The organism is Streptomyces sp. SCSIO 30461, assembly GCF_037023745.1.
Taxonomy (GTDB): domain Bacteria; phylum Actinomycetota; class Actinomycetes; order Streptomycetales; family Streptomycetaceae; genus Streptomyces.
In genome coordinates this window covers 5,178,065-5,193,557 of record NZ_CP146101.1, presented here as the reverse complement: position 1 = coordinate 5,193,557, position 15,493 = coordinate 5,178,065, and the positions used below count along the sequence as shown (strand labels likewise).

At 71.5% G+C, this 15,493-nt stretch carries 15 protein-coding genes; 13 read left to right on the top strand and 2 right to left on the bottom strand.

Going from position 1 to position 15,493, the window contains the following annotated elements; all coding sequences use genetic code 11:
• Window positions 1–38: 38 nt before the first annotated feature.
• Window positions 39–1,241 (bottom strand): amino acid deaminase/aldolase, encoded by a 1,203-nt coding sequence (locus tag V1460_RS23230; protein WP_338675546.1) that lies wholly within the window; start codon window positions 1,239–1,241, stop codon window positions 39–41.
• 603 nt (window positions 1,242–1,844) lie between these two features.
• On the opposite strand from V1460_RS23230, the gene V1460_RS23225 reads away from it, so the two are divergent.
• The 13 genes from V1460_RS23225 to pheT all read left to right on the top strand — a co-directional run bounded on the left by V1460_RS23225 (window position 1,845) and on the right by pheT (window position 14,267).
• Complete coding sequence (locus V1460_RS23225; RefSeq protein ID WP_338675545.1) at window positions 1,845–2,765, top strand: hypothetical protein; 921 nt, start codon at window positions 1,845–1,847, stop codon at window positions 2,763–2,765.
• Window positions 2,762–3,982 (top strand): type VII secretion-associated serine protease mycosin, encoded by a 1,221-nt coding sequence (gene mycP, locus V1460_RS23220; protein ID WP_338675544.1) that lies wholly within the window; start codon window positions 2,762–2,764, stop codon window positions 3,980–3,982. Before V1460_RS23225 ends, mycP begins: the two co-directional genes overlap by 4 nt.
• A 155-nt stretch (window positions 3,983–4,137) precedes the next feature.
• Complete coding sequence (locus V1460_RS23215; protein WP_338675543.1) at window positions 4,138–4,602, top strand: HAMP domain-containing sensor histidine kinase; 465 nt, start codon at window positions 4,138–4,140, stop codon at window positions 4,600–4,602.
• A complete protein-coding gene (locus V1460_RS23210; protein WP_338675542.1) occupies window positions 4,599–4,976 on the top strand; it encodes a hypothetical protein in 378 nt (125 codons plus the stop codon). The genes V1460_RS23215 and V1460_RS23210 overlap by 4 nt, the downstream gene beginning before the upstream one ends.
• Before the next feature lie 96 nt (window positions 4,977–5,072).
• Complete coding sequence (locus V1460_RS23205) at window positions 5,073–5,804, top strand: SseB family protein (RefSeq protein ID WP_338675541.1); 732 nt, start codon at window positions 5,073–5,075, stop codon at window positions 5,802–5,804.
• Window positions 5,805–5,828: 24 nt separating this feature from the next.
• Window positions 5,829–6,215 carry a DUF1844 domain-containing protein gene (locus V1460_RS23200; protein WP_338675540.1) on the top strand — a complete coding sequence of 129 codons (387 nt, stop codon included), beginning with the start codon at window positions 5,829–5,831 and terminating at the stop codon, window positions 6,213–6,215.
• Between the two features lie 308 nt (window positions 6,216–6,523).
• Window positions 6,524–7,216, top strand: coding sequence for a translation initiation factor IF-3 (gene infC / locus V1460_RS23195; protein ID WP_338675539.1), 693 nt, complete (start codon window positions 6,524–6,526; stop codon window positions 7,214–7,216).
• Window positions 7,217–7,320: 104 nt separating this feature from the next.
• On the top strand, window positions 7,321–7,515 hold the full coding sequence (gene rpmI / locus V1460_RS23190; RefSeq protein WP_019884943.1) for a 50S ribosomal protein L35: 195 nt from the start codon (window positions 7,321–7,323) through the stop codon (window positions 7,513–7,515).
• Window positions 7,516–7,622: 107 nt separating this feature from the next.
• On the top strand, window positions 7,623–8,015 hold the full coding sequence (gene rplT, locus V1460_RS23185) for a 50S ribosomal protein L20 (RefSeq protein WP_338675538.1): 393 nt from the start codon (window positions 7,623–7,625) through the stop codon (window positions 8,013–8,015).
• 157 nt (window positions 8,016–8,172) lie between these two features.
• Window positions 8,173–9,021, top strand: a complete 849-nt coding sequence (locus V1460_RS23180; protein ID WP_338678166.1) for an RNA methyltransferase — start codon at window positions 8,173–8,175, stop codon at window positions 9,019–9,021.
• Between the two features lie 123 nt (window positions 9,022–9,144).
• The gene (locus tag V1460_RS23175; protein WP_338675537.1) at window positions 9,145–10,338 is read left to right on the top strand and encodes an ATP-binding protein; all 1,194 of its coding nucleotides are present in this window, start codon (window positions 9,145–9,147) and stop codon (window positions 10,336–10,338) included.
• A 210-nt stretch (window positions 10,339–10,548) separates the two neighbouring features.
• Window positions 10,549–11,688, top strand: coding sequence for a phenylalanine--tRNA ligase subunit alpha (gene pheS, locus V1460_RS23170; protein ID WP_338675536.1), 1,140 nt, complete (start codon window positions 10,549–10,551; stop codon window positions 11,686–11,688).
• Window positions 11,688–14,267, top strand: a complete 2,580-nt coding sequence (gene pheT / locus V1460_RS23165) for a phenylalanine--tRNA ligase subunit beta (protein ID WP_338675535.1) — start codon at window positions 11,688–11,690, stop codon at window positions 14,265–14,267. Before pheS ends, pheT begins: the two co-directional genes overlap by 1 nt.
• 200 nt (window positions 14,268–14,467) lie before the next feature.
• Here the strand turns inward: pheT and V1460_RS23160 are convergent, their stop codons facing one another.
• Window positions 14,468–15,328 (bottom strand): 3-hydroxybutyryl-CoA dehydrogenase, encoded by an 861-nt coding sequence (locus V1460_RS23160; RefSeq protein ID WP_338675534.1) that lies wholly within the window; start codon window positions 15,326–15,328, stop codon window positions 14,468–14,470.
• Between the last annotated feature and the right edge of the window lie 165 nt (window positions 15,329–15,493).

Below are 15,493 nucleotides of genomic sequence, written 5' to 3'. Positions count from 1 at the left end.
CCCGACATCCGCCGGGACCGGACGCGTCAGGAGCAGGCTCAGAGGAACGTACGGCCTTCGCCCCGGTAGGTCGGGACGGACGCCACCACCTGCTCGCCCGACACCAGCCGCAGCTCGTCGAACCGCTCGCACAGCTCACCGGCCTTGGCATGGCGGAACCACACTTTGTCGCCTAGCAGCAGGTCGTCGGCGGCGGCGCCCAGCAGGGGGGTCTGCACCTCGCCAGGGCCCTCCATGGGGTCGTACCCGAGGCCTTCCGGCAGATACGGAACGGGGAGCCTGTCCCGGCCCGCCGCACCGGACGCCGGATAGCCGCCGCCGAGCACCGTCACCACGCCCACCCCTGGCCGGCGTACCACCGGCTGGGCGAACAGCGCCGCTGGACGGCCGTTGAAGGACGTGTAGTTGTCGAACAGCCGCGGCACATAGAGCCCGGAGCCGGCCGCGATCTCGGTGACGGCGTCCTCTGCCGCGGTGTGCTGCACACTGCCCGTGCCGCCGCCGTTCACGAACTCCAGGTCCGCCACCTCGGCGCGGACCGCCGCCACCACGGCCGCCCTGCGCCGCGCCAGCTCGCGACGGGCCGCGGACTGCATCACCCGGATCATCCGCGAACGCACCGGGCTGCCCGCCACCGCGTCCCCGACCCCGGCCACATGGCCCTCGTAGGCCATCAGGCCCACCAGGCGGAAGCCGGGGCGTCGCGAGATATCCCGGGCCAGCGCGCCCAGTTGGGCCGGTTCGCGCAGAGGTGAGCGGCGTGCGCCGATCCGCACTCGCCCGCCCAGCAGTCGCAGCGCGGTGTCCAGCTCCAGACAGACCCGGATCTCCTCGCCGCCGCCGTCACGCGAACGGTCGATCAGATCGAGTTGTGCCGGGTCATCCACCATCACGGTGACCTCGGCGGCGAGTTTGGCGTCTCCCGCCAGCTCGGCGAAGCCCGCCCGGTCGGCGGACGGATAGGCGAGCAGCACATCACCGAAGCCCGCACGTGCCAGCCAGATGGACTCGGCCAGAGTGAACGACATGATCCCCGCGAACCCGTCCATCGCGAGGACACGCTCCAACAGGGCGCGGCAGCGAACGGACTTGCTCGCGACCCTGATCGGCTTTCCACTCGCCCTGCGGATCAGGTCCGCCGCGTTCGCGTCGAAGGCGTCGAGATCCACGATGGCGAGCGGGGCGTCGAGATGGGCCGTGGCCCGGTCGTACCGGGCCCTGTCGGCGGCACGGGGCGTCATGGCCCGAGCTTGCCAGAACCGCCGTACCCGAGGGTAGGGGGACGTTCTGCGCAGATGCCGCGGGCCCGCCGACCTGTTCCCTGAGGCCCCGGGCGAGCCCGTAGAGTGACTGTCACACGGTGACGAACGGGCCTGCCTCGGCGATCCGTCGGCGTGCACGGACACTGGAACGGGGGGCGGATGGGCACCGAGGCACCACACACCTCCCGCGCAGCCGAACCTCTCCTTCCCTTGGTGCCCCCGCGCCCTTCCGTACCTCCGCGGCCTCCGATCCCCGCACAGCCGGGGCACGGGACCGGAGCGATGGGACCGGCTGTCGCGCAGGCAGCGGCACACCCGCAGACACCGGCACAGCCGCTGAGACCCGCACAGGTACCGGTACCGGCGAAGCCGCCGGTACAGCCGCAGGCCCCGCCACCTGTACAGCCGCAGGCACCCGCCGCGTCGGAGGGCGCGGCCACGAGCCGCGTCCGGCGGCCGGGTGACCGACGAACCGAGCCGGTTCCGCCGACCCGCGGGCCCGTGCCCGTGCAGGCGCCGCCGACGGGCAGCGGCGGCACGACGCCCGACGCACCGCCGTCCCCACCACGCCCGCCGCTACCGTTGGGGTGGGCTTCCCACACAGCGCCGCCGGCACCGGCGAGCACGCCCGCCGCCGGCCGCACAGCCTGGCCCTCACCCGCCGTACAGCACGGATATCCGGGCTTCCACCCCGAGCAGCCCACCGAGATCACCACCCGGCTGCGCCCCGTGCGCACCCGGCACCCCGCCAGGACCCCGGCGGCCGTCGCCTGCCTCGTCCTCGGGCTCGGGCTGATCGGGGGCGCGGCCGCGGGAAGCTGGCTCGCGGACCGCCCGACCACCGGCGGAGCGTCCGCCACGGTGGCCGCCGACTACGACCGAGTACGCGCGCTCTGGCACAGCACCCCCGTCGACGAGCTCTTCCCGCGCACCCTCGAAGGCCCCGGGGCCGGGCCCGGCAGCGCCGACCGTGTGTGGAAGCGGGTCGGTGTGGCACCTGATGCGGAATGCGCTGCCGCGCTCGATCCGCTGCTGGCCGAGGCGGTCCGTCCGGTCGGCTGCCTGCGCGCGCTGCGCGCCACCTATGCCGATGCCTCCTCCAGCAGCGTTACCACCGTCGGCATGCTCGTCACCCAGGCGGACCGGGAGGTCATGGCAGCGCTGCGGAGCAGGTTCGCGCAGGAGAACCTCGACCAGCGCGCCGACCTGATGCCCCGGGCGTACGCCGTCCCCGGAACCGTCGCCGCGGACTTCGGCGGCAAGCAGCGGGCCAGCTGGACGATCGACGTCCTCGACGACGCCCCGGTCCTCGTCTACGCGGTCTCCGGATTCGCCGACGGCCGTGCGGTGACCGACCCGCGCCCGGCGGGTGAGGCGACCGTCGCGGGTGCCACTTCCGCCGCCGCGCAGGCGGGTCTCGGTCACGAGGCCAGGGGTTTGGCCAAGGGCGTCGAACGCGCTCTGCGGGCCTGTGTGGCCAGGGACTCGGAGAAGTCCGAATGACCGCGCGCTCCCGTGACCGACTGCCCCGGCGGGGTCGGCTCGGGCACCGGCTCACCGGCGGCGTCGCCGCTGCCATCGCGCTCGTCCTGGTGTCCGTCGAGCCCGCTCACGCGGACAGCATCAGGGCCCGCCAGTGGGCAATCGACACGCTGCACTTGGACCAGGCATGGGGGACCACCAAGGGCGATGGCGTCACGGTCGCCGTCCTCGACACCGGGGTCGACGACAGCCACCCCGATCTCACGGGCCAGGTGCTCCCCACCAAGGACCTCGTCGGTTTCGGCGCCGGGCGCGGCGACCGGGCGTGGGCACGGCATGGGACCGCCATGGCCGGGATCATCGCCGGACGGGGCCATGGGCCGGGGCGTGAGGACGGCGTGCTCGGTGTCGCGCCCCAGGCGAAGATCCAGCCGGTCCGGGTGATCCTGGAAGGCACCGACCCGTCCCGAGCCCAGGCGCGCAAGACCCGTACATCCGCGCTCGCGGACGGAATCCGCTGGGCCGCCGACAACGGGGCCGACGTCATCAACCTCTCGCTCGGCGACGACAGCGAGTCCGCGCACCCCGAGCAGGGCGAGGACGCCGCCGTCCAGTACGCGCTCGCCAAGGGCGCCGTGGTCGTCGCTTCGGCCGGGAACAGCGGTGAGAAGGGCGACCACATCTCGTACCCCGCGGCCTACCCCGGGGTCATCGCCGTCACCGCCGTCGACCGCTTCGGCACCCATGCCTCGTTCTCCACGAGCCGCTGGTACGCGACCGTCAGCGCCCCCGGCGTTGACGTGGTCATCGCCGATCCCGACCGTAAGTACTACGAGGGCTGGGGCACCAGCGCGGCAGCCGCCTTCGTCTCCGGAGTGGTCGCGCTCGTCCGGTCCGCCCACCCGGATCTGACCCCGGCCCAGATCAAGCAGCTCCTCGCGGACACCGCCCGGGACGCGCCCGAAGGCGGTCGCGACGACGCCAGGGGATACGGCACGGTCGACCCGGTCGCCGCGCTCAAGGCGGCGCGAAAGGTCACTCCCGGCGAGCTCTCACCGGGCGAATCGACATCCTCGTCCGCGCCCGGTCACCGCAAGCGCTACTTCGGCAGCGGCCCCGCCCCCGCGCAGGACGGCGCCACCCCGGGCGGGATGCTGGTGCCCCTGGCCGGCGGGACCGGTGTGCTGCTGCTCGTCTGCGCGGCCCTGCTGTGGCGGGGCGGCCGCCGCCGCACCTGAGCAGGAGCCTCCCGGCCGGAGAAGAGCCCCGGCCGGGAGGAGCCCCGCCGCAGTTCCGCGTGCACCGAGGCCGGAGTCGGCGAACAGGATGCCCACAGGCCAGGGCCCGCTGCCGACTGTGCCGTGGCGGACCGTGCTGTCAGCGGCCCGCACCGGTGGCATCGCAGCGGCCGAGAGCGCGGACGGGACGCTGGATCACCGCTGAACCGCGGTCCAGCGGACGGGACGCTGGACCGGGACGGGCGCCCCGCCACCGTGGTGGCGCGGTCGCCGTCGTCCTCCGGGCGGCGGTCGACGAGCACCGTGCGATCGGCCCCGGACCCGCCGTCGACCTGGAGCTCGTGCGCGACCCGGCGGTCCGTGCGAACGAGCTGCGGTTGCGGCAGGTGATCCGGAACCTTCTCGCGAATGTCCGCAACCACACGCCGACCGGTACCCTCACCCGCATCACCGCCGAGCGGGTCGGCCCCGCCGTCGAGATCCGGGTGGCCGACAACGGCCCCGGAATCGGTGCCGCGGATCGCCCCCATGTCTTCGACCGCTTCCACCGACCCGGCGGTCCCGCGCCCGCACACGGGACGGATCGGGCCTCGGACTCGCCATCCTCGCCGCGCTGGTGAGCAACCGCGACGGGACGGTGGCCGCCCTGGAGACCCCCGGCGGCGGGGCCACCTTCCTGGTACGTCTGCCCCGGCGACCGGAATCGGACGGCACGAGTGCCACGGCCGCACCGGCAAGGTGGTCTGGAAACGGCACGGAAACGTCGATCTACCGCTACGGCGCCGCCCTGGAGTTCCCATACACCGTCGGCTGCTTCCGCGGCACACCGGTCGAGGCTCCGGAGCACGATCGCACGGAAACGACCATCGGGGCCGGCAGCGCCCGGGACAGGGCGGCTGGGACCAGGGACAGACAACAGGGTCATGGCGGGCGGCAGCGTCCCGGTCAGACGCAGGGCCAGAACCAGGGCCAGGGCAGCCAGGGGCACCACTGACCCGGCTGATCCCGGCCACCGGTCGCCACGTGACGCGCACGGGCGGGCGCCCGTGCGGCGGGCGGTGGCGAAACCGCCCTGCACTAGGCTCATCGTGTGGCGCTCAAGAACATCCCCGACTCCCCGTTTCCCGACGACGACGGCTCCGCCGACCCCGCCCTCACCACGGCGCTCACCGCCTGGGCCGAGGACAGGAACGCCGAGCAGCCGGTCCTCCAGGCACTCAAAGGCGCCCGGTTGCTCGTCCCGGTCGTCGCGCTGCTCGGCGAGGTCGAGGTGGACGAGCAGGGGCTGCGCCACGAGAAGACCAGCGACATGGCCGTACCCACGCTGACCCTGGGGGGCCGCCGGGCGCTGCCCGCCTTCACCTCCGCCGAGTCGCTCGCCCGGTGGGACCCTCAGGCCAGGCCGGTCGCCGTACCACTGCACCAGGCCCTCGCCGCCGCCGTGCACGAGAAGGCGGACACCCTCCTGCTGGACCTCGCGGGGCCCGTCCCGTACCCGCTGACCGGGCGGGCGCTCCTCGCCCTCGCGGAGGGGCGCACCAGCACCGATCCGCTGACCGATCAGGTCGTGCGTGAGGCGGTACGGTCCGTTGTCGCGGCAGAGCCCGGGCTGCTCCGCGCCCACCTGGGCCCAGGAAGCGCCGACGGCACCCTCGCGCTGGTCCCGGCGCCCGATGCCGTGCCCGCCGACGTCGCCCAGCGTGTTGCCGAGGCGCTCGCGGCGGACGAGACCCTGCGGGCCCGCCTCGTACGCGGTCTCGATCTGGCCGTGCTGCCCCCGGAGGCCGTGCCTCCGGGGGAGCCCCTCTACGTACGTCCGTAGAGAGCACCGCATATCGTGGGGCGCATGAGTGACGCGACCCCCAGCAACGAGACGCCGAGCGCTGACGCCGCAGAGGCTCCCGACTTCGACGCCATGGCCCGGGACATCGCGGAGGTGCCCGCGGTCGAAGTGATCGTCACGGTCGCGGTCAACCTGATGAGTGCCGCCGCTGTGAAGCTCGGGCTGACCGAGGACGGCGACAAGCACAAGGACCTGGACGAGGCGCGCAAGCTGGTGCACGCGCTGGCCGGGCTGCTCGACGCCGGTGCCACCGAGATCAGCTCCTTCCACGCGGCCCCGCTGCGTGACGGGCTCAAGTCCCTCCAATTGGCCTTCCGTGAGGCGTCGATCGTCCCGGACGAGCCGGGGCAGGGTCCCGGTGAGAAGTACACCGGCCCGGTCTACGGCTGATCAGCGCGTGCCCGCGGTCCCTTTCGGTTCGCTCCCGCCGCCGGGAGCTGCTAACCTGTTGTAACGACCGGTCGGTCACCCGTGTGTCCGGCCCACAAGTGGAGGCTCCGAACTCCCACCTACCGCCCTCGAAGGGTGGCGGGTCACCGGTCAGGCGGCGCCCATCGTTCCGTACGGACGATGGAAGCCGCCCGAAGCAGCGCCCCGCGGTTCGCCGTGCGGTGTTCCGGTTTTTCTGGAGCCCCGCCTGTGCCCGTCGGGGCATTTTTCATGAGCCGGCGCGGTTGGTTGAAGAGAACAGACGTTGCGTGGCTGTCCGCCAGACCGCCGCGTGGTGCTACCGAGGAGGATCCATCAGCGCCGAGCCCCGCATCAACGACCGGATTCGCGTTCCCGAGGTGCGACTTGTCGGTCCCAGCGGCGAGCAGGTCGGGATTGTCCCGCTTGCCAAGGCCCTGGAGCTTGCCCAGGAGTACGACCTCGACCTGGTCGAGGTCGCGGCGAACGCCCGTCCGCCTGTGTGCAAGCTCATGGACTACGGGAAGTTCAAGTACGAGTCGGCCATGAAGGCCCGTGAGGCGCGCAAGAACCAGGCGCACACGGTCATCAAGGAGATGAAGCTCCGGCCGAAGATCGACCCGCACGACTATGACACCAAGAAGGGTCACGTCGTCCGGTTCCTCAAGCAGGGCGACAAGGTCAAGATCACGATCATGTTCCGTGGTCGCGAGCAGTCCCGGCCGGAGCTCGGCTACCGACTGCTCCAGCGGCTCGCCGAGGACGTCCAGGAGCTCGGTTTCGTCGAGTCGAACCCGAAGCAGGACGGCCGGAACATGATCATGGTTCTCGGTCCGCACAAGAAGAAGACCGAGGCGATGGCCGAAGCCCGCGAGGCGCAGGCCGCCCGCAAGGCGGAGCGCCAGGCCCAGTCCGCCCAGCCGGACTCCGCTGAGGAGCACGTTCAGGCAGTGGACTCCGCTGAGGAGCCCGCCGAGGCCTGATGCCGGGACAGCCGTCCTGGACATCAACCGATACATCTGACGCTTTCGCCTGCCGGTTTTCGGACCGGCGACGAGAGCGCCACTGACGAGGAGACAACGGCGCGATGCCGAAGAACAAGACGCACAGCGGTGCCAAGAAGCGTTTCAAGATCACCGGCTCCGGCAAGGTGCTCCGCGAGCGCGCCGGCAAGCGCCACCTGCTCGAGCACAAGTCGTCCAAGCTGACGCGTCGCCTCACCGGCAACGCCGAGATGGCCCCGGGTGACGCCGCCAAGATCAAGAAGATGCTGGGCATCTGACCTTGATCTCGTGCCCCCGGGCGACGGGGGCCTCCGGCCAGGACCGGGACCCAATCGTTTCCGGGTCGCGTGAGGACAACCGCGACCCCGCTACAAGGAGTTAACAAGTGGCACGCGTCAAGCGGGCAGTCAACGCCCACAAGAAGCGCCGGGCGATCCTCGAGCAGGCCAGCGGCTACCGCGGCCAGCGCTCGCGCCTGTACCGCAAGGCGAAGGAGCAGGTCACCCACTCCCTCGTCTACAACTACAACGACCGCAAGAAGCGCAAGGGCGACTTCCGTCAGCTGTGGATCCAGCGCATCAACGCCGCTGCCCGCGCCAACGGCATCACCTACAACCGCTTCATCCAGGGTCTGAAGGCCGCCAACGTCGAGGTGGACCGCAAGATCCTGGCCGAGCTCGCGGTCAACGACGCCGCCGCGTTCGCCGCGCTCGTCGAGGTCGCCCAGAAGGCCCTCCCGAGCGACGTCAACGCCCCGAGGGCCGCGTCCGCGGCCTGACGGCCACCCTCGCGTCCCAGGACCGTCACGGACCCGCAGGCCACTGGCCTGCGGGTCCGTGTGCGTCGGGGGCCGGGCCCACCGTGCCGGCCCGGACCCCGCCACCCCGCCCCCTGTGCGCCCGAGCGCAACAAGAGAAGTGAGTGTGCAGCCACCCATGGGCACCTTCGAGCTGATCTCCCCGCGATCCCCGCGCGTCGTCGCCGCGAAGCGGCTGGCCAAGCGGAACTTCCGGTCGAAGGAGCGCCGCTTCATCGCCGAAGGGCCGCAGGCCGTACGGGAGGCTGTGGAGCACCGGGCCGATGACGGGCAACCGACCCTGCTCGAACTCTTCACCACCGTCGAAGCCGCCGAGCGGTACGCGGACATCATCGCCGCCGCGCGGGCCGCGGGGGCGCGTATCCACTACGCCGACGACAGCGTGCTGGCCGAGGTGTCGCAGACCGTCACCCCGCAGGGGCTGCTCGGCGTCTGCCGCTTCCTGGACTCGCCGTTCGACCGGATCCTCGCCTCCCGGCCCAGGCTGGTCGCGGTGCTCGCCCATGTACGCGACCCCGGGAACGCCGGCACGGTGCTGCGCTGCGCTGATGCCGCCGGGGCCGACGCGGTCGTGCTCACCGACGCGTCGGTGGACCTCTACAACCCGAAATCGGTGCGGGCATCGGTCGGCTCCCTGTTCCATCTGCCGGTCGCCGTAGGCGTGCCCGTCGAGCGGGCCGTCAGCGGGCTGAAGACCGCCGGGGTCCGAATCCTCGCCGCCGACGGCGCGGGGGAGGACGACCTGGACGACGAGCTCGACGCCGGCACGATGAGCGGCCCCACCGCGTGGATCTTCGGGAACGAGGCATGGGGTCTGCCCGAGGAGACCCGGGCGTTCGCGGACGCCGTCGTGCGGGTCCCCATCCACGGCAAGGCGGAGAGCCTCAACCTGGCGACCGCCGCTGCCGTCTGCCTCTACGCCTCCGCCCGCGCGCAGCGCACCGCCGGGGGCTGCCGGGCGAGCTGAGCCGGCTCCCGCGCGTCCCGGTGCCGGCTGTGCAGCGGACAGGGCTGTCGCTCCGTCACCGACGCCTAGTAGGGTGGCCAACTCGGGGACCCACTGCACCGGTTCGAGAGGTGGGGTACGGGGATGGCTGTCGGCACCAGCAGGCCGTCGAAGTCCGCTGCGAAGTCGGTCGGCGATTCCGCCGGGAGACCGGTCGCGCAGTCGGCCGCCGCGTCGGCGTACAGCGCCACGGGCTGCCTGCTCCCGGGCCTCGGCGACCTTGGCATCGACCCCGACGACCTGCCCGACGGACTGGTCGTCGCCGACGAGAGCGGCCTGGTGATCTGCTTCAACGCCGCGGCGGTACGCATCACGGCCACCCCGCGGTGTGAGGCGATCGGGCAGTCGCTGGAGCGTGTCCTGCCCCTGGAGGACCTCACGGGGCACCGCTGGTGGCCGCTGACCGATCCCTACGGTGGTCTCGCCACCCGTGCCGGCCAGCCGGAACGCAATCTGCTGCTGCCCGGTGGCCGCGAGGTGCTGGTCTCCGCGCGCTACGTCCGTGCGACCCCGACCGGGCCCGTGCGCCGGGTCGTCGTCACGCTGCGAGGCACCGAGGCCCGGCGCCGTACCGAACGCAGCCATGCCGAGCTGATCGCCACCGTCGCCCATGAGCTGCGCTCGCCGCTGACCTCGGTGAAGGGCTTCACCGCCACCCTGCTGGCCAAGTGGGAGCGCTTCACCGACGACCAGAAGCGGCTGATGCTGGAGACCGTCGACGCCGACGCGGACCGCGTCACCCGGCTGATCGCCGAGCTCCTCGACATCTCCCGGATCGACTCGGGACGGCTGGAGGTCCGGCGTCAGCCGGTCGACATCGCCGCCGCCGTGGGCCGTCACATCCAGGCGCACACTGCACGGGGCCAGTCACCCGACCGTTTCTTCGTACGTGTCGAGTGCGGTCTGCCCGCGCTGTGGGCAGACCCCGACAAGATCGACCAGGTGCTCGGCAACCTGCTGGAAAACGCGGTGCGCCACGGAGAGGGAACCGTCACGATCGAGGTGGCGGCAGCGCCTGCACAACCAGCGGACCACGACGAGAAGGGAACGGTTGTCACCGTGAGCGACGAAGGCCCCGGCATCCCCGAGGAATCGATGGGCCGTGTCTTCACCCGTTTCTGGCGCGGGAGCAAACGCGGTGGCACCGGTCTTGGTCTGTACATCGTCAAGGGCATCGTGGAGGCGCACGGCGGGACGATCACCGTCGGCCGCGGCCCACGCGGCGGCGCCGAGTTCCGATTTACGCTGCCCGTGGGCGCCCCGGCGTATCTCGGCTGACCCCTCGGCCGAGTCCCGACCAGCGGACCACGGGCTCTCTCGTATACCTCACCCCGCTAAACTCGACCTTTGGCACCTTTGCGTCCTCGGTCGTCGAGGTCGTGTCTCATGAATAGCGCCGTCCGCCCGCAGGGCGGGACGAGCCAGGCGGGATTTGTCAGATGCGGCCCAGCGGGGGCCCCAGCCACCCCATCGGAAGCACGGGAAGAAATGTCGGCACCCAATAAGTCGTACGACCCAGTAGAGGTCGAGGCACTGAAACCGGAAGAGATCGAGCGCATGCGGGACGAGGCGCTCGCCGCCTTCGCCGCCGCCGGCGACCTCGACGCGCTCCACGAGGCGAAGATCGCGCACACCGGCCCCGCCTCGCCGCTCGCCCTCGCGAACCGCGAGATCGGCGCCCTGCCGCCGCACGCCAAGGCCGACGCCGGAAAGCGTGTGGGCCAGGCCCGCGGCGCCGTGAACAAGGGCCTGGCCGCACGGCAGGCCGAGCTGGAAGCGGAGCGGGACACCCGAGTGCTGGTCGAGGAGGCGGTGGATGTCACGCTGCCCTACGACCGCACCCCCGCAGGCGCCCGGCACCCGCTCACCACGCTCATGGAGCGCATCGAGGACGTCTTCACAGCCATGGGCTACGAGGTCGCCGAAGGCCCCGAGGTCGAGTCCGAATGGCTGAACTTCGACGCGCTGAACATCGCGGCGGACCATCCCGCCCGCGGTGAGCACGACACCTTCTTCGTCCAGGGCGGCGAAGTCTCGGCGGGAGCCGACGCACCGAACCAGGGCGGCCTCGTCCTGCGCACCCACACCTCCCCCGTACAGGTCCGCTCGATGCTGGACCGCGAGCCGCCGCTGTATGTGATCTGCCCCGGCCGCGTCTACCGCACCGACGACCTCGACGCCACGCACACCCCGGTGTTCCATCAGGTCGAGCTGCTGGCCGTGGACGAGGGCCTCACCATGGCCGACCTCAAGGGGACGCTCGACCACATGGTCCAGGCGCTGTTCGGCGAGGGGATGAAGACCCGGCTGCGGCCGAATTTCTTCCCGTTCACCGAGCCGTCCGCCGAGATGGACATGGTCTGCTACGTGTGCCGCGGCGAGTCCGTCGGCAACCCGGACCGCCCCTGCCGCACCTGCTCGAGCGAGGGCTGGATCGAGCTCGGCGGTTGCGGGATGGTCAACCCGAAGGTGCTGGTCGCCTGCGGTGTCGACCCCGAGAAGTACAGCGGGTTCGCCTTCGGGTTCGGTATCGAGCGGATGCTGATGTTCCGCCACAACGTCGAGGACATGCGAGACATGGTCGAGGGTGACGTCCGGTTCACCCGGCCCTTCGGGATGGAGATCTGATGCGGATCCCGCTTTCATGGCTGCGGGAGTACGTCGACCTGCCGGCGACGGAGGCCGGTCGTGACGTACAGGCCAAACTGATTGCCGCCGGGCTCGAGGTCGAGAGCGTCGAGCAGCTCGGCGCCGGGCTCACGGGCCCCCTCGTCGTGGGGCAGGTGGCCACCATCGAGGAGCTGACCGAGTTCAAGAAGCCGATCCGCTTCTGCACGGTCGATGTGGGCGCGGCCGGTGGCACCTCCCAGGCCGAAGGCTCTGGGGGAGGCACGGGTGAGCCGCAGGAGATCATCTGCGGCGCCCGGAACTTCGCCGTCGGCGACAAGGTCGTCGTGGCCCTGCCCGGCGCCGTCCTGCCGGGTGACTTCCGTATCGCCGAGCGCAAGACCTACGGCCGGGTCTCCCGCGGCATGATCTGCTCCAGCGACGAGCTGGGCATGGGCGAGGACAGCACGCACGGCATCATCGTGCTGCCGCCCGAGGTCGAGGTGGGCACCGACGCCACCGAGCTGCTCGAGCTGTACGACGAGGTCCTCGACATCGCCGTCACCCCGGACCGCGGCTACTGCCTGTCGATGCGCGGTGTCGCCCGCGAGGCCGCCATCGCCTACGGGCTGCCGCTGCGCGACCCGGCGCTGCTCGACGTGCCCGCGCCCAACTCGTTCGGCCACGCGGTGCGGATCAGCGACCCGATGGGCTGCGACCGCTTCACCGCGCGCACCGTCGTCGGCATCGACCCCGAGGCCCGCTCCCCGATCTGGATGCAGCGCAGGCTCCAGAAGGCCGGCATGCGCCCCATCTCGCTGGCCGTCGACATCACGAACTACGTGATGCTGGAGCTCGGCCAGCCTCTGCACGCCTACGACCGGGCCCGCCTCCAGGGGCCCATCGGGGTGCGCCGCGCCGAGGCAGGCGAGAAGTTCACCACCCTCGACGGAGTCAAGCGCGTGCTGGACGCCGGGGATCTGGTCATCACCGACGACCGCGGCCCGATCGGCCTCGCCGGTGTGATGGGCGGAGCCAACAGCGAGATCGCCGACTCCGTCACCACCGAGTCCGATTCCGCCGGCTCGAACGGTGACGTGCACGGCACCACCGAAGTCGTCATCGAGGCCGCTCACTTCGACCCGGTGTCGATCGCCCGAACGGCGCGCCGCCACAAGCTGTCGTCCGAGGCGTCCAGGCGCTTCGAGCGCGGCGTCGACCCGCAGGCCGCGGCCGCTGCCGCGCAGCGCACGGTGGACCTGCTGGTGCTCCTCGCGGGCGGCACGGCGGAGGCCGGGGTCACCGAGATCATCGCCCCGTCCGCGCCGCGCACCATCACGATGCCAGCGGACCACCCCGACCGGGTGGCCGGCGTCGCGTACGGCCGGGAGACCGTCGTCCGCCGCCTCCAGGAGGTCGGCTGCGATGTCTACGGGCAGGACGAGCTCGTGGTCACCGTTCCGTCGTGGCGGCCCGACCTGCACGCGCCGAACGACCTCGCCGAAGAGGTCATCCGGCTGGAGGGCTACGAGAACCTCCCGTCCACCCTGCCCACGCCGCCGTCCGGCCGCGGGCTCACCGCGCGCCAGCGGCTTCACCGCCGGGTCGGCCGGGCGCTCGCAGGGGCGGGCTATGTCGAGGCACTGAACTACCCGTTCATCGGCGAGGCTGTGCTGGACCAGCTCGGATTCGAGGCGGACGACCCGCGGCGCACCGCCGTCACCCTGGTCAACCCGATCTCGGACGAGGAACCGGCAATGCGCACCACGCTGCTGCCGGGACTGCTCACCGCGCTGCGCCGCAACGCCGGCCGCGGCACTCATGATCTGGCCCTGTTCGAGACCGGTCTGGTCTTCCGCCCGACGGGCGATGTGCCGACCGCGCTCCCGGAGACGCTGTCCGTGGACCGCCGTCCCACGGACGAGGAGATCGCCCTGTTGAACGCGGCGCTGCCGCGCCAGCCGCGGCGGGTCGCCACCGTGCTCGCCGGTGCCCGAGAGCAGGCCGGCTGGTGGGGCCAGGGCCGCCCGGCCGATTGGGCGGACGCGGTCGAGTCGGCTCGTACGGTGGCCCGTGAGGCCGGTGTCGAGCTCGTGGTCCGTGCCGACCAGCACGCCCCATGGCACCCGGGGCGCTGTGCGGGTCTTTACGCCACGGTCGACGGTGCTGAGACCCTCGTCGGCCACGCCGGTGAGCTGCACCCGCGCGTCATCAAGGCGTTCGGGCTGCCGGAGCGCAGCTGCGCGATGGAGCTGGAGCTCGACCTGATCGAGCGGGCCGGGGAGGGCACGCTTCAGGCGCCGCGCATCTCCACCTTCCCGGTGGCCACGCAGGACGTCGCCCTGGTCGTCCCGTCCGATGTGCCGTCGGACGAGGTCGAGCGGGTGCTGCGGGAAGGCGCGGGCGGACTGCTGGAGTCCATCCGGCTGTTCGACGTGTTCTCCGGTGAGCAGATCGGTGCGGGCCGGAAGTCGCTGGCGTATGCCCTGCGCTTCCGCGCTCCCGACCGTACGCTGACCGTCGACGAGGCATCGGCGGCGCGCGACGCGGCGGTCGCCCTGGCGTCGGAACGCGTCGGCGCGGTGCTCCGCGGCGCCTGACGGTCGCCTCTCCGTCGCGCGATGGGGCGCACCCGGGTCACCCGGGTGCGCCCCATCGAAGAAGCAGTGCTTCCGCGCCGTGCACCGGCTCCGGTTGTGTATGACCCTGCTATGACCGCCCTGTCACGGGAGGTCCCCCCAGGGAGCAGGGGAGGAGACCCGGGGGTGGACGTTCCGAACACCCCTGGGCTCAGTGCCGTTCACGAGTACGGGTAGAAGCCCGAGCCCGTCTTGCGTCCCAGCCGGCCCGCGTCGACCATCCGCTGGAGCAGGGGCGGCGCCGCGTACAGGGGCTCCTTGAACTCCGCGTACATCGAGTCGGCGACCGATGCGACCGTGTCCAGACCGATCAGGTCCGAGAGCTTCAGCGGTCCCATCGGGTGGGCGCAACCCATCTCCATGCCGTTGTCGATGTCCTCGCGGCTCGCGATGCCCGACTCGAACATCCGGATGGCGGACAGCAGATACGGGATCAGGAGCGCGTTCACGACGAAGCCCGAGCGGTCCTGGGCGCGGATGGCGTGCTTGCCCAGCACCTGCTGGACCACGGCCTCGGCGCGCTTGATCGTCTCCTCGGACGTCGTCAGCGCCGGGATCAGCTCCACCAGCTTCTGCACCGGGGCGGGGTTGAAGAAGTGGATGCCGATGACCTGGTCCGGCCGTGAGGTGGCGACGGCCAGCTTCACCAGCGGGATGGAGGAGGTGTTCGAGGCCAGAATCGCGTCCTGACGGGTCACCACCTGGTCGAGCACCTGGAAGATCTCCGTCTTGACCTGCTCGTTCTCCACGACGGCCTCGATGACCAGATCGCGGTCCGCGAACTCGCCGAGATCTGTGGTGAAGCTCAGCCGGGCCAGCGTCGCATCGCGCTCCTCCTCCGTGATCTTTCCGCGCTCGGCGGCCTTGGAGAGGGAGTTGTACAGACGCGTACGGCCGATCTCAAGGGCCTCGCCGGTGGTCTCGGCGACCTTGACCTCGAGTCCGCTGCGGGCGCACACCTCGGCGATACCGGCGCCCATCTGGCCGCAGCCCACCACTCCGACGCGGGTTACGTCGGCCATAGTCTCGGTCACTTCGTGCCTTTCGCAGGTTTCGTGAACTTTCGCGTGGTAGGTCCTCCGTTTGGTTCCGGTGCCCACCTCGGTTCCACGACGTTACTCCGGGGGTGCGTGTACCAGGGGGGCCGGGGCGGCATGCTGTGCGGAACAAGTAGTGCGATGAGTGAC

Bases quoted from the DNA above. Each gene is read 5' to 3' on its own strand.
- V1460_RS23230 (WP_338675546.1), bottom strand. From the start codon at position 1,241: ATGACGCCCCGTGCCGCCGACAGGGCCCGGTACGACCGGGCCACGGCC.
- mycP (WP_338675544.1), top strand. From the start codon at position 2,762: ATGACCGCGCGCTCCCGTGACCGACTGCCCCGGCGGGGTCGGCTCGGG.
- V1460_RS23200 (WP_338675540.1), top strand. From the start codon at position 5,829: ATGAGTGACGCGACCCCCAGCAACGAGACGCCGAGCGCTGACGCCGCA.
- rpmI (WP_019884943.1), top strand. From the start codon at position 7,321: ATGCCGAAGAACAAGACGCACAGCGGTGCCAAGAAGCGTTTCAAGATC.
- V1460_RS23180 (WP_338678166.1), top strand. From the start codon at position 8,173: ATGGGCACCTTCGAGCTGATCTCCCCGCGATCCCCGCGCGTCGTCGCC.
- V1460_RS23175 (WP_338675537.1), top strand. From the start codon at position 9,145: ATGGCTGTCGGCACCAGCAGGCCGTCGAAGTCCGCTGCGAAGTCGGTC.
- pheS (WP_338675536.1), top strand. From the start codon at position 10,549: ATGTCGGCACCCAATAAGTCGTACGACCCAGTAGAGGTCGAGGCACTG.
- pheT (WP_338675535.1), top strand. From the start codon at position 11,688: ATGCGGATCCCGCTTTCATGGCTGCGGGAGTACGTCGACCTGCCGGCG.
- V1460_RS23160 (WP_338675534.1), bottom strand. From the start codon at position 15,328: ATGGCCGACGTAACCCGCGTCGGAGTGGTGGGCTGCGGCCAGATGGGC.